We start from the raw sequence: 13,361 nt of genomic DNA, 5'->3' as shown, positions 1-13,361 counted from the left end.
GTCAGAGCCCTCTCCAGGCGCTGTGGGCGCGAAGGCGATTTTCGAAGCGCGTCCCAAGCAAGGCAACCAGCTTGGCGGCGGCGTAATAGAGCAAGCCAACGGCCGTCCATACAACAAACGGCTTCAGCGTTCGCATGTTGAGGATGTTGCCGATCTTGGTAAGGTCGACCACGCCGATCACCGAGATCAGCGATGTGACCTGCAACTGGTTGACGAGAAGTGCAACCAGTGGCCCGACCGCGAAGGCGGCAGCCTGCGGGGCGAGCACATGTCGAAGGACCTGCCAACGTGTAAGCCCGAAGACTCGTGCCGCCTCGATCTGATCACGGCCGATGGACTCGATTGCCGAAACCGCGATGACATAGATGAAGGCGGCTGTATTGGCCGACAGCGTGATCGTCGCCGCGGTAACCGGCGTGACGCGGATATGGAATAGCCCTGGCAAACCAAAGAACACCAGAAACAGCTGCACCAGCACCGGCGAATTCTTCAGGAGTTCAGAAACGAAGGTGATCACTTCGCTGAGGACGGGCACACGGTAGTAGCGCACAATTGCCCAGGCAATGCCGATCACCAGGCCGATCAGCGAGGTCGCGAGAAAGAGCGCGATATTGACCCCGAGCCCTTGTGCGAGAAGAACCAGATCAAAGGCTGTAAAATCGGCAAAGCGCATCAGGCAACCGCCTCCATCATGTCACGGTTGAGACGGCGATGGAGGATCGCAATCGCGAGCGATACGAGATAGGTCAAAGCCGCATAGACGACGAGAAGCACAACATAGACTTCGAACGGCCGGTAGGTCTGCGACACCACGATCTGCGCCGAGCCGGTCAGTTCGTTGAGCGTGATCGTCGACAGGATCGAAGAGGTGAGGATCATGTTGATCAGAACCGAGCCGAGCGGGCGCACGGATGTCCTGAGTGCGATCGGCAGGACAATGCGCGTGAAGATCACCCTGCGTGACAAGCCGCTCACCTCCGCTGCTTCGATGATGCCCTGATCGATCGCCAGGATACCGGCGCGGATTATATCGGACGCGTATGCGCCGCCTGCGATCGACAGCGCAATCACGCCTGTTGTGAACGCATCGATGTAAAGACCGATCTCGGGCAGGCCGTAGTAGAAGAAAAACAGCTGCACGATGAACGGCACGTTGCGGAAGATATCGACGTAGACGAAGGCAATTCGCCGCAGCGCCGCTGACGAGGATGTGCGGGCGATTGCCACGAACGCACCCATGATGACGCTGCCGACGAGCGCGAGAACACACGCTTCTGCTGTCAGCAGCGCGCCTTGTGCGAGAAAGCCAAGATGGGGCAAGAGAATCGACAGGTCGAGCCGCACGATCTTTCCATGAGCACGAGTGAAACCGGTTTCATCGTGTCTCGATGACCGAACATTGTCAAGAACGCCCTGGAGATTTCCTGCTATATCCAGCGCGATCGGAGAGATTCGTCTAGTCCGGCGGATTTGCACCGTGCCTGAAGCAGTTGGGGCGGCACCGCCTTTCCGACTTTTCAAGCGTCATTCAGATTTACCCACCGGACGAGCACCGCCATGAGCCATATTCCGCAGATCGACTACACCACAGCCTCTGAAGAGATTCGGGCCGCGCATGACGAGGAGATGAGGGTACGGGGGCGCATGACGAACATGAAGCGTACCTTGCTGCATTCGCCCGCCGCCCACCGCATCTATGCCGAATGGTTCACGCTGCGCGCAGAGCTTTCTTCAATCGCGGATCGACCGATCTGGATCTTCTCGCATTCCATTTCAAAAGCTGCGAACTCAAGGATCGCCATCACTTTCTTTCGCCGGGCACTGATCAATGCAGGTTTCGACCCGGAGGCTTTGGTACTTTCCGAGGAAGAGGCGCTGCTCGATGCCTTCGGCACGGCGATCGTTGCCAATTCCAACGCGGTTCCCGCCGAGATCTGGACGCAGCTGAAAGGGCGCTACGATGCAAAGACGCTGGTCGATCTCGTGGCCTTTGCCGGCATCATGCTCGCAACAGCGGTCTTCAACAATGTCGTGGAGGTTGACTTCGATCCAGAGCTCGAGCCCTTCGCCGCAACCGGCCGAACGGCGTCCTGACGGACCGCATCCTGTCGAGGTCAGGCGAGCCTAAGCGTATTCGCCGGCTGCCGTCACCTTTGTGGCCAACTCACGGGCCACAAGGACGGCATGTTCTGTAATCTGGGGCAGTCCCATCAACTCCCCAAATGTCCCACGGGCCAGGGGGCCGGAAATAAGCAAGGTCGGATCAGGACGGCCATCGGCACTGATCGCCTCCGATCGTTCGGTACATTCAATGCCGAGGCCGGTCGGATCAAGCTGCAAGCGCGATTGATCGCGCAGGCGAGCGAGCCACGCCTGGCTTTCCAAAATGCTTCCATGCGCGGGACCGGTTGTGACGACGACGGCATCAAAGGTCTTCTGTAGCGGTGCGCCGTGCCGCAGTCTCAGTTCCACATGGATTGCCTCGCCGTCACGTTGCACCCGAGCGACGGAGGCCGCCAACACCTCCATCCTTCCTTCGGCAATCGCTCGCTCCAGCACCTCTTCCACCTGCGGAGCGATGCGGAACCGGTGAGCGTCCCAATAAGGCCTGATATGGCGTACGATCCTGCAGCGTTCGGCAATCGGCAGGCTCTGCCAGATCGCGTGGCCGTGACCGCGAACCTGGTCGATCACGGCGTGCCACGTCAATCCCGCGGCTGTGGCTTCTGCAATGGTCCGCCGGATCCCCCGCAGCAGCGCCGTCGCGCTATGAGGCGGGGCGGTCATAAACGCACCGAACGGCTCCTGTGGATACGGAGCATGCCCTCTCGATCTCAATCCGCGGCGCGAAATCGATGTGATCTGTCCGCGATGGCCGGTACGCGTCAGCGAAGCGACGATGTCGGCTGCGGTCAGGCCGTTGCCGACGACCAGCACCCGGTCCGCCGGACGGACAACGTCGAGCGCGCCGGCAACGGTGGAGTTGGCGACAAAGCGGGGGTGTCCTTCGAGAACTCTGAGAGCACGAGGCGCTGACGGCGCGGGATGGCTGGTGGCGATCACCAGGAAATCGGCAACCGTTCGTCCGCCCTCGTCATCGAAGATCTCCCAGCGCCTGCCGTCCCGGCGTACCTCGACAACGGCCGCACGGCGATGATGCACGGTCCCGCTTTGCACCAGGGGAGCGAGCGCCGAAGCAATATAGGCGCCGAAGACATGGCGTCGGGGGAAGAGGTTGCCATCCGACCGGGACGCGTCCGGGTCGTCCGCGACAGCATCGTTGCGGGCCATCCATTCGACGAAGTCCTCAGGCCGATCCGGCAACAGGCTCATGCGGGCGGCGGGAACATTGATCCGATGTGTCGGATCGGTGGTGTCGTAGGCGAGCCCTCTGCCAAGCTCTTCTCGTGGCTCGAAAACCACGATTGTTGGTGGCGGGCTGCATGTGGAGGATGCCAGATGGTACGCAACGCCCGCACCAGAAACGCCTCCGCCGATAATCGCCACGACGGGGCGACACGTCTTGCCACGGGTGTCCTGTCGAGATGTCACGCTGCCCTGCTTCACTTGATCGCGACCCAGATCGCCTTTCTTGTAAGGCGCGTTTTATCCGTCGCGCCCCGATGGTTCAATTTAAAGGCTCACAGCCAGGACAGCAACTTCAATATTCTACAAAATTAGTAGAATTTTTATCCCGCTATCCCGCCAAAGCACCGAAGAGTTTTTCCGTGCTGCAGCGCAATAGAGATGGGCTTGCTTGGTTTATCCTCGGCGATTTTGAAATTATCTGGCCGTTCGAGGCTTGCCTCATCAATTCAAGACGGGAAACACCACAATGAACAAGAAGACGCCCAAATCCAGCCTGACGCGTCGCGCAAGCCTTGCCGCGATCGCCGCCTCCACGATCGCTCTGATTGCATTTGCATCGCCTGTCGCTTCCTTCGCCGAAGACAAGTCGATCAAGGTTGGCATCATGAGTGGCGAGGACGAAGACGTCTGGCGCGTTGTGGCCGCCGAAGCCGCCAAGAAGGGCCTGACGATCGAAGCGATCGTCTTCAACGATTATACGCAGCCGAACGAGGCGCTGGAGCGCGGCGAAATCGACGCCAACGCCTTCCAGCACAAGCCCTATCTCGACAACCAGATAAAGCAGCATAGCTATCATATCGTCCCGGTCGGATACACCGGCGTCTGGCCGATCGGCCTTTATTCGAAGAAGCACAAGACCATCGCCGAGTTCGCCGAAGGTGCGACGATCGGCGTTCCGAACGACCCATCGAACGAAGGTCGTGCGCTACGCGTTCTTCAAAACGAAGGCATCATCAAGCTTAAGGACGGTACCGGCATCCTCGCGACCGTTACCGACATTACCGAGAACCCGAAGAACGTCGAGATCAAGGAGCTTGATGCCGGTGTGGTCGGCCGTGCCATCGATGATCTGGATGCGGCAGTGGTGAACACCGACTGGGCCCTGAAGGCCGGCCTCTCGGCGGCTGACCGCATTGCGCAGGAACCTGTCGCTGACAATCCGTACCGCAACTTCATCGCTGTCAAGCAGGGCAGCGAGAACGAAGACTGGGTGAAGACGCTGGTCTCGTCCTACCAGAACGATGCGGTCAAGGCGGAGTTCGACAAGGTGTATAAGGGAACCGGCCTCAGCGCCTACTGATCGACATTCGCGCCGAGGGGTTAGGCGCGTTGAACAAGGCGGCCCGGGCGTTCCTTGCCCGGGCCGCCTTGGGCGTTTCCGAAGGGAAAGACTATGAATTCAATCGTAACGGCCTCTGTAATCGAGACGCCGCAAGCAACTGCTGAGGCGGTGGTCCGCCTGGTCGACGTACATCGGCATTTCGGCACCACCCCGGCCCTCGATGGCGTAGCGCTCACCGTCCACAAGGGAGAAATCCTGGGTGTAATCGGGCGCAGTGGAGCCGGCAAATCCACATTGATCCGCTGCCTCAACGGCCTGGAGCGTCCGGATCGCGGCTTAATCGAAATCGAGGGGCGCAGCATCGTTGGTCTCGACGAAGATGAGTTGCAGCCGCTTCGCCGCCGCGTCGGAATGATCTTCCAGCATTTCAACCTGCTGGCCTCCAGGACGGTCGAGGAGAATGTCGCACTGCCGCTGAAGATCGCCGGCGTGGCAAGGACCGAGCGCCTGAGGCGCGCACATGAATTGCTGGAGCTTGTCGGTCTCGCGGGTAAGGCGAAGGCTTATCCATCGTCCCTGTCCGGTGGCCAGAAGCAGCGGGTGGGCATTGCGCGCGCGCTTGCCGCAAGCCCTGCCTTGCTCTTGTCCGACGAGGCGACATCGGCGCTCGATCCCGAGACCACACGGTCGATCCTGGCTCTTCTGAAGGACATCAACCGCAAGCTCGGCCTCACCATCATCCTCATCACGCACGAGATGGAAGTCGTCCGCAGCATTGCCGATCGCGTCGCCGTCATCGATGCCGGCCGGATCGTGGAGGAAGGACAGGTTTGGTCGGTGTTCGCTGACCCAAAAGCGCCGATCACCCAGAGTCTGCTGTCCGGCAGCCGCCCGCAATTGCCGGAGCATATCGCCGCCCGCCTTTCGCCGACATCAGGGGAAGAAGCGATCCTAAGCATCGACATGGCGGGCCTCGCCGCACAGGGCGCGGTCTTTGCCGACCTGTCTGCGGCGCTGCCGCAGTCTTTCCGGCTCGTCCACGGAGGTATCGACCATATCCAGAACCAGCCGGTGGCGCGGTTCTTCATTGCTGTCCCGATGCGCGACCCTGCGCTCAAGGACAAGGTTCTGCAGTTTCTGAAGGCTCGCTCTGCGCGGGTGGAGGTCCTTGGCTATGACACCGATCATGTTTGATCTTCTGCTTCGTTCCCTCTGGGAAACGATCCTGATGACGGGTGCATCCGGACTGATTTCGCTGGTCTTCGGCCTGCCGCTCGGTCTCGCGCTCGTTCTCACGAACAAAGGCGGCATGGCCGAGAACGCCTGGATAAACGGCATCCTTGGGGCCATCATCAACGGGTTCCGTTCCGTGCCGTTCATCATCCTGCTGGTGGCCCTGATCCCGGTGACGCGCCTGATCGTCGGCACTGCGCTTGGCACCTGGGCGGCCATCGTCCCGCTCGCCATTGCCGCAACGCCCTATTATGCACGGATCGCGGAAGTGTCGCTGCGCGAGGTCGATCGCGGACTGATCGATGCGGTGCGCGCCATGGGCGGCAATCGCTGGACGATCATTCGCGAAGTATTGGTACCGGAAGCCTTACCCGGCATCGTCGCCGGCTTCACGGTCACGTTGGTGACCCTGATCGGGGCCTCGGCAATGGCCGGTGCGATCGGCGCTGGCGGTCTCGGCGACCTTGCCATCCGCTATGGCTACCAGCGCTTCGAGACGACCGTCATGGTGGCAGTCGTTGCCGTCCTGATCGTGCTTGTCTGCGGCATACAGTGGCTCGGCGATCGACTGGTCGAAAGGCTTGACCACAGGTAGTCAGCGGCGAAACGCAGCGGCAGGGTGCGAGGATGGCAGCCTGCCGCTGCCGCCAAACAGCTTCTGCCTGAGAGGTCCCTCGGTGTAGTCCGCCTTGAACAGCCCGCGCTCCTGCAGCACGGGAACGACGAGATCGACGAAGTCGCGCAGGCTTTCCGGCGCCACCGTGCGCGCCAGGTTGAAGCCGTCCACACCGCCATCGGAAACCCATGCCGCCAGGCGGTCCGCCACTTGCTCGGCCGAGCCGACAATCGGTTTCATACGGCTGCCGAGTACCATTTGATCAATGATCTGGCGCAGCGTCACCGGCTTTGGCGCTTCCCTGGTGATTGCGGCGAGCGCAGACTGATTGGCATTGGTGGATTTCTGCTCGATCGGATCGTCGAGGCCGTATTTCGAGAAATCAATGCCTGTCGAGGCCGAATAGTGCGCCAGGGATGCTTCGACACTCGCATGGCGGCGGTAGTCTTCGAGCTTGTCGAATGCCTCCTTTTCGGTGCGACCAACGACAACCGTCACAAGGCCGAGAACGCGCAAGGCATCCGCCCCGCGCCCTGATGCCGCCGCCTTGTGCTTCAGGGCCGCCACGGTCGGCCTTGCCGCCTGCGGGGTCGGGGTCGCGATGAAGACGCATTCGGCGTGTCGGGCCGCGAAATCCTGCCCGCGCGTCGAAGCGCCCGCCTGGAAGAGCAGCGGCGTGCGCTGTGGCGAAGGCTGCGAGAGATGAATGCCCTCCATCTTGTAGTATTGCCCGTCGTGCTTGACGGCTCGGACTTTGGAAGGGTCGGCGAAGACGGCTCGCGCCTTGTCGCCAAGTACCGCATCGTCGTCCCAGCTGCCCTCCCAGAGCTTGTAGAGGATTTCGAGATAGTCCTCGGCCGCGTCGTAGCGCGCGTCGTGTTCCGGCAGTTTGTCGAAACCCATCGCGCGCGCAGCACTGTCGAGATAGCCGGTGACGATGTTCCATCCGATGCGACCCTTTGTCAGGTGGTCGAGCGTCGACATGCGCCGCGCCAACAGGTACGGCGGCTCGTAGGTCGTGTTGACCGTTACCCCGAAGCCGAGATGCTTGGTGACATAGGCCATTGCCGAGATCGGCATCAGCGGGTCGTTGACCGGGATCTGCGCGCCAGCCTCGATGACGGGTGCCGGACTTCCCTTGTAGACATCGTAGACTCCAACGATATCCGCCAGGAATATCCCGTCCAGCTTGCCCCGCTCGGCTGTCTGGGCAAAGTCCACCCAGTAGTCGAGGTCGGTATAGTGAAGGGACGTATCGCGTGGATGCGTCCACATGCCGTGATTGATATGACCGACGCAGTTCATGTCGAACGCGTAGATCTGCATCTGCTCCATACAATCATTCCCTGGGCCGGTAGACCCGGCACCGTCTTGAGCCACGAGGGACGCTTTGCGTACCCCTAGCTCTTACCTTTCCACGGAACGAGGGTTGCTTCCAAGAGGCGAACGGCAGCGCTGAAGGCAAATGCACAGGCAGCGATGATGCCGATGCCAACGAAGACAACGTCGGTTGCCAGAAACTGGGACGCCGACATGATCATGTAGCCGATGCCGCGGTTGGAGGCGATCAACTCCGCTGCAACGAGCGTGCCCCAGCCGACGCCAAGCGCAATGCGGATACCCGTCAGGATCTCCGGCAGAGCCGATGGCAAAACGATGCTGACAAGAAGCTGCCAGGGCCGGGCGCCAAGCGACCGCGCCGCGTTGACGCGCTCGATCGGCAGGGCGCGCACGCCAGCCTGCGCCGAAAGGCAGATCGGTGCGAACATGGCAAGCACGAGAAGCGTTACCTTCGACGTCTCGCCGATGCCGAGCCAGATGATCATCAGCGGCAGATAGGCGAGGGGCGGTAGCGGCCAGTAGAATTCGATCGGTGTGTCGAAGATGCCCTTCGCCCAGCGATTGAGCCCCATCAGCAGGCCGATCGGGATGCCGGCGGCAATGGCGATGGCAGCTGCCGTTGCAATCCTGAACAGGCTTGCCGAAATATGTTCGCCGAGCGACGCGCCGGCATAGCCGTCATGATAGACGGCTCCGATCTGCGTGGCGACCTCCTGTGGTGTTGGCAGGAAAAGACGCGGTACCAACCCCAGTCTGGCGATCAGCCACCAGGTTCCAATCAAAGCGACGGCCGTCGCGAAGCTGATGACAAGCGTATTGCGTTCGCCGACGCCGAACCCGTTCATCTCGACGGTTTTCGGTTGGTCCGTTTCGGCCCGCACGACCACGCCCGTCGTTTCGAGGACATTGCTCATTCTGCCGCACTCCTGATCTCGTCGGAGCCATGCAGAATGGTCCGGATTTCTTCTCGCAAACCGGCAAACTCCGGTGCCATCTTGATCGATCGGGCGTCGCCAGTGCGGGCGAATTCGCGAACGAAATCGAGTTCGAAGCGCGCCACAATGCGGCCGGGACGCGGCGACATCACCACAAGCTGCGTCCCGAGGAACAGAGCTTCCTCGATCGAATGTGTAATGAAGAAAATGCGTTTTCCCGTTGTTTTCCAGATCGATACGAGGAGTTCCTGCATCTGTTCACGCGTCAGGCTGTCCAGGGCTCCGAAAGGCTCGTCCATCAAAAGCACATCAGGATCGGCGGCAAGGGCGCGGGCAATCCCGACGCGCTGGCGCATGCCACCCGACAATTCGTAGGGAAAGGCTTTCGCGAAGTCTTTCAAACCGACGAGAAACAGAAGCTCTTCCGCGCGGGTACGCCGCGCAGCTTTTGGAGTACCCGTAAACTGAAGGCCAAGTGCGACATTGTCGACGACCGACTTCCAGGGCAGCAGGGTATCCTTCTGGAACACGACGCCTCGGTCCGCGCCAGGGCGCGTGACCGGTCGCCCATCAAGAGTAATCGTGCCCGAGGACAGCGGCAGGAAGCCCGCGATCGCATTGAGGAGTGTGGACTTGCCGCAACCCGATGCACCAAGTGCCACGACGAAGCTGTTGTCGGGAATATCGAGAGAAACGCGATCCAGGGCATGGACCGTCCGGCCATCCCGCGTCCGGAAATAGACGCTTGCGTGATCGACTTTGAGCATGTGCCGTCTCTTCATGTTGTGACGCCGGCGCGATATCGCGCCAGCGTACCAGGATGGGAGGATTGTTCGTTATTTCAGTTACTTGCGTTGACAAGTGCATCCGGCGTGACAAAAGCCGCGTAGCTCGGCAGCACCTCGCTCACCTTGCCCTGATCCTTCAGGAAGGCGGCCGTGTCCTTGAGGATCTTGGCAGCGCCCGACTTTTCGCCGCCACCGAGCCAGGCCTCGGACGCCTGCACCTCAGGGGTCAGCAGCGTGAGGTTCTTCAGTGCGGCAGCCTGCTGCTCGGGTGTGCCACCAAGTGTCTTGGCAAGCAGCTTGGCATTTTCGCTGTCGGCGTCCCAGGCCTTCTTGTCTGCCGCGAAGGAGGCGTAGTACTTGTTGACCACGCTGGCGAAGCCCTTCAGGAACGCCGGGTTCTCATCGGCGAACTTCGATGCGGAAACCCATGCGGAGAAAGTGGGCGCGCCCTTGTCGGCGACATCCTTGGAGGTGACAAGCACCTTGCCGTCCTTTTTCAGCTCGGTCAGCGCCGGGTCCCAGACAAAGCCACCGTCATGTCGCCGCGGTTGTAGCTGGCGACGATCTCGGGCTGCGGAATTGCAAAGACCTGAACATCCTTTTCCGTCAGTCCGAGAGATTTGATCAACGCAAGAAGCTGATAGTGGTCGGTCGATACCGGCGCGGCAGCGAGCTTCTTGCCCTTGAGGTCGGACAGAGACGCAATGCCAGAACCGTTGCGAACAACCAGCGCCTCGTCGATGCCGGAGATCGAGGAAAGGTAGAAGGCCTTGACCTCCAGTCCGCGCGAGGTCGCAGCTGCGAACGGGCTCGAGCCGACGTAGCCGACCTGCACATCGCCCGAAGCGATGGCCGCGAAGATTTCAGCCCCGGAGTTGAACTTGCGGAAATCGATGTCGTAGCCGGTTGCCTTCGCAAATTCGCCATTGGCGATTGCGACCGACGACGGCAGCGCATCCGTCTGATAGGCCACCACGACCTTCTTGTCGGCTGCCTGTACCGTAAATGTTGCCAGCAGGCTCGCGGAACCGAGTGTGATCGCCGCCAATAATGTCCTGATATTCATGTTTCGCCCCCTTGCAGCTGAGCGTCAGCTTCAGCGCCTGAACTTGTTTCGACGCTTGGAACCGTAGGGCGGATGCTTCAGCGGACACAGGCAAAACTATCTATTTTATAGAATATAAGAACAATATTGTTTTTTGATTGAGTTGAGGCGCAAACATTCGCGCCTCGGCCGGCTGAGGGTCCGCGATCGGCATCATAATTGGGAAATGGCGTCAGACCGGATCGATAAGGATCAGGAAGCAGCGCGCTCTGCCGCTCACCTCGACATCCCCGGGTTGCTCGAGCAGAAGCTCGACATCCCCGGGTTGCTCGAGCAGAAGCTCGGCATCCCCGGCCTGCTCGAGCAGAAGCGTATCGCCTTGGCCAAGATCCACGCTTTGACCACTCCATTCAACGGTGAGCGCGCCCCGATGACACAGGAGAAGCCACGTCGGCGCGGCGGGCTGAAAGGTGGCCCTGGAATCGATATCAACCCTCTCGACCCGGTGGCGCAATCCGTCACGACGCGTCATGACGTTCAGGTCCGTGATGGGTCCCTCGGCAAGTGTTGCAGTGACAGCGACATCGGCGGCAAAGGCAAGGGGCGCGCTGTCCTGCGTCAGCAACAGCGGATTATCCCCACCGATGGCGAGCTGCATGCCGTTGCCGTCGATAATCGAAAGCGTCCGGTCGATGCCGGGAAAGATCGAGAAGGGGCCATCGGTCGCGACCGTTGCCATGCTGACGCGCCAGTCGAAATCAGAAAGGGCCGCCCCCTCGGGCGAGACGGCGACCTCAACGGTCTCGCCGCCGCCGTTCTTCCACGGCATGCGGCGATAGTTGCTGGCTCTGAGGACGGTGGCGCGGGTCATTTTTGCTCCATCATTGTGAACTCCCTGTCACCGGCTGGAACTGAGCGACCGTGGAAACCTTTCCCCCTATTTAGGGAGATGCCTTCGATCCACTCCTCATGGCACAGGCTTTTCGCAGGCATTGATCCTTCTCATCGTCGACAAGACCGTCGCACGATGCGGCGGCCTTGTTCGACTGATGTGAGGCTTAGTTTCCGAGGATCGCGGGCAGGCGCAGGCCTTGTTCCTTGGCGCACTCGATCGCGATCTCGTAGCCCGCGTCGGCATGGCGCATGACGCCGGTTGCCGGGTCGTTCCAGAGAACACGCTCAAGTCTGCGCGCCGCCTCATCAGTGCCGTCGGCGCAGATGACCATGCCGGAATGCTGCGAGAAGCCCATGCCGACGCCGCCGCCGTGATGGAGCGACACCCAGGTCGCACCCGATGCGGTGTTCAGGAGCGCATTCAAAAGCGGCCAGTCGGAGACAGCATCCGAGCCGTCCTTCATCGCTTCCGTCTCGCGGTTCGGTGAAGCGACGGAGCCGGAGTCGAGGTGGTCGCGGCCGATGACAACGGGTGCTTTCAACTCGCCGTTCCTGACCATCTCGTTAAACGCAAGGCCGAGACGATGGCGATCGCCGAGACCGACCCAGCAAATGCGTGCCGGCAATCCCTGGAAAGCGATGCGATCGCGGGCCATGTCCAGCCAGTTGTGCAGATGCTTGTTGTCAGGCAGAAGCTCCTTCACCTTGGCGTCGGTCTTGTAGATATCTTCAGGATCGCCCGATAGGGCTGCCCAGCGGAAGGGACCGATGCCGCGGCAAAACAGCGGGCGAATATAGGCAGGCACGAAGCCCGGGAAGGCGAAGGCGTTTTCCAGGCCCTCGTCCTTGGCAACCTGACGGATGTTGTTGCCGTAATCGAGCGTCGGAACGCCAGCATCCCAGAAGGCAACCATCGCTTCGACGTGGACCTTCATAGAAGCGCGCGCGGCCACTTCGACAGCCTTCGGATCGCTCTCGCGCTTGGCCTTGGCTTCCTCGACAGTCCAGCCGGCTGGCAGGTAGCCGTTGCGCGGATCGTGCGCGGATGTCTGATCGGTCACGATATCGGGGCGGGGGCCACCGGCCTTCATGCGGCGAACGAGTTCCGGGAAGACTTCGGCAGCGTTGCCGAGCAGTCCGACCGACTTTGCTTCGCCGGCCTTCGTCCACTTGTCGATCAGCGCCAGGGCCTCATCGAGTGTCTTCGCCTTCTCGTCGACGTAGCGTGTACGCAGACGGAAATCGATGCGCGTCTCGTCACATTCGACGGCCAGGCAGCAGGCGCCCGCCATCACGGCTGCGAGCGGCTGTGCGCCACCCATGCCACCAAGACCGCCGGTCAGGATCCATTTGCCCTTGAGGTTGCCACCGTAGTGCTGGCGGCCGGCCTCGACGAAGGTCTCGTAGGTTCCCTGCACAATGCCTTGCGTGCCGATATAGATCCATGAGCCGGCTGTCATCTGGCCGTACATGGCAAGGCCCTTTTTATCCAGCTCGTTGAAGTGATCCCACGTCGCCCAGTGCGGCACGAGGTTCGAGTTGGCAATCAACACGCGGGGGGCATCCTTATGCGTGCGGAACACGGCGACTGGCTTGCCGGACTGCACGAGGAGCGTTTCATCCTCGTTCAAAGTCTTCAGGGTCGCTGCGATACGGTCGAAATCGTCCCAGGTGCGGGCTGCGCGGCCGATGCCGCCATAAACCACCAGCTCGTTTGGATTTTCCGCGACGTCAGGGTCGAGGTTGTTCATCAGCATGCGCAGCGGCGCTTCGGTCATCCAGCTCTTGGCGTTGAGTTCACTGCCGCGCGGGGCGCGGATCTCGCGAATGTTGTGACGTGGATTTGAGGTCATGCGGG

General features: G+C 61.0%; 13 protein-coding genes and 1 pseudogene. 5 read left to right on the top strand and 9 right to left on the bottom strand.

The window, feature by feature from the left end:
- Nucleotide 1: 1 nt before the first annotated feature.
- Entirely contained in the window at nucleotides 2-673 is a 672-nt protein-coding gene (locus IB244_RS05855) for an amino acid ABC transporter permease (RefSeq protein WP_192303400.1), read from the bottom strand.
- The gene (locus IB244_RS05850; RefSeq protein WP_018856166.1) at nucleotides 673-1,344 is read right to left on the bottom strand and encodes an amino acid ABC transporter permease; all 672 of its coding nucleotides are present in this window, start codon (nucleotides 1,342-1,344) and stop codon (nucleotides 673-675) included. Before IB244_RS05850 ends, IB244_RS05855 begins: the two co-directional genes overlap by 1 nt.
- Before the next feature lie 213 nt (nucleotides 1,345-1,557).
- Here IB244_RS05850 and IB244_RS05845 point away from each other — a divergent pair, with 213 nt between their 5' ends.
- Nucleotides 1,558-2,094, top strand: coding sequence for a hypothetical protein (locus IB244_RS05845; RefSeq protein WP_192303399.1), 537 nt, complete (start codon nucleotides 1,558-1,560; stop codon nucleotides 2,092-2,094).
- 30 nt (nucleotides 2,095-2,124) lie between these two features.
- On the opposite strand, the gene IB244_RS05840 is transcribed toward IB244_RS05845, so the two are convergent.
- The gene (locus IB244_RS05840) at nucleotides 2,125-3,552 is read right to left on the bottom strand and encodes an FAD/NAD(P)-binding protein (protein WP_192303397.1); all 1,428 of its coding nucleotides are present in this window, start codon (nucleotides 3,550-3,552) and stop codon (nucleotides 2,125-2,127) included.
- Between IB244_RS05840 and IB244_RS05835 the strand changes: the two genes are divergently transcribed.
- From IB244_RS05835 to IB244_RS05820, 4 genes are all read left to right on the top strand, one after another.
- A complete protein-coding gene (locus IB244_RS05835) occupies nucleotides 3,546-3,839 on the top strand; it encodes a hypothetical protein (RefSeq protein WP_192303394.1) in 294 nt (97 codons plus the stop codon). The two genes, IB244_RS05840 and IB244_RS05835, sit on opposite strands and share 7 nt — an antisense overlap.
- Entirely contained in the window at nucleotides 3,836-4,669 is an 834-nt protein-coding gene (locus IB244_RS05830) for a MetQ/NlpA family ABC transporter substrate-binding protein (RefSeq protein WP_192303392.1), read from the top strand. The genes IB244_RS05835 and IB244_RS05830 overlap by 4 nt, the downstream gene beginning before the upstream one ends.
- 93 nt (nucleotides 4,670-4,762) lie before the next feature.
- Entirely contained in the window at nucleotides 4,763-5,845 is a 1,083-nt protein-coding gene (locus tag IB244_RS05825; protein ID WP_192303390.1) for a methionine ABC transporter ATP-binding protein, read from the top strand.
- On the top strand, nucleotides 5,826-6,479 hold the full coding sequence (locus IB244_RS05820) for a methionine ABC transporter permease (RefSeq protein WP_025660810.1): 654 nt from the start codon (nucleotides 5,826-5,828) through the stop codon (nucleotides 6,477-6,479). The genes IB244_RS05825 and IB244_RS05820 overlap by 20 nt, the downstream gene beginning before the upstream one ends.
- Here IB244_RS05820 and IB244_RS05815 read toward each other — a convergent pair whose 3' ends face one another.
- The 6 genes and pseudogenes from IB244_RS05815 to hutU all read right to left on the bottom strand — a co-directional run bounded on the left by IB244_RS05815 (nucleotide 6,480) and on the right by hutU (nucleotide 13,356).
- Nucleotides 6,480-7,835: an LLM class flavin-dependent oxidoreductase gene (locus tag IB244_RS05815; protein WP_192303388.1), complete on the bottom strand. Its 1,356-nt coding sequence runs from the start codon at nucleotides 7,833-7,835 to the stop codon at nucleotides 6,480-6,482.
- 65 nt (nucleotides 7,836-7,900) lie between these two features.
- Complete coding sequence (locus IB244_RS05810; RefSeq protein WP_169680345.1) at nucleotides 7,901-8,755, bottom strand: ABC transporter permease subunit; 855 nt, start codon at nucleotides 8,753-8,755, stop codon at nucleotides 7,901-7,903.
- Nucleotides 8,752-9,543 (bottom strand): taurine ABC transporter ATP-binding protein, encoded by a 792-nt coding sequence (locus IB244_RS05805; protein WP_192303386.1) that lies wholly within the window; start codon nucleotides 9,541-9,543, stop codon nucleotides 8,752-8,754. The genes IB244_RS05810 and IB244_RS05805 overlap by 4 nt, the downstream gene beginning before the upstream one ends.
- A gap of 74 nt (nucleotides 9,544-9,617) precedes the next feature.
- Nucleotides 9,618-10,630, bottom strand: a pseudogene (gene tauA, locus IB244_RS05800) (taurine ABC transporter substrate-binding protein).
- 211 nt (nucleotides 10,631-10,841) lie between these two features.
- Nucleotides 10,842-11,480, bottom strand: a complete 639-nt coding sequence (locus IB244_RS05795; RefSeq protein ID WP_192303384.1) for a HutD family protein — start codon at nucleotides 11,478-11,480, stop codon at nucleotides 10,842-10,844.
- 187 nt (nucleotides 11,481-11,667) lie between these two features.
- On the bottom strand, nucleotides 11,668-13,356 hold the full coding sequence (gene hutU / locus IB244_RS05790) for a urocanate hydratase (RefSeq protein ID WP_192303382.1): 1,689 nt from the start codon (nucleotides 13,354-13,356) through the stop codon (nucleotides 11,668-11,670).
- Between the last annotated feature and the right edge of the window lie 5 nt (nucleotides 13,357-13,361).

The organism is Rhizobium sp. RHZ02, assembly GCF_014851575.1.
Taxonomy (GTDB): Bacteria; Pseudomonadota; Alphaproteobacteria; order Rhizobiales; family Rhizobiaceae; genus Rhizobium; species Rhizobium altiplani.
Note: the sequence above shows the minus strand (reverse complement) of the source record. Positions and strands in the feature narration are given on the sequence as shown.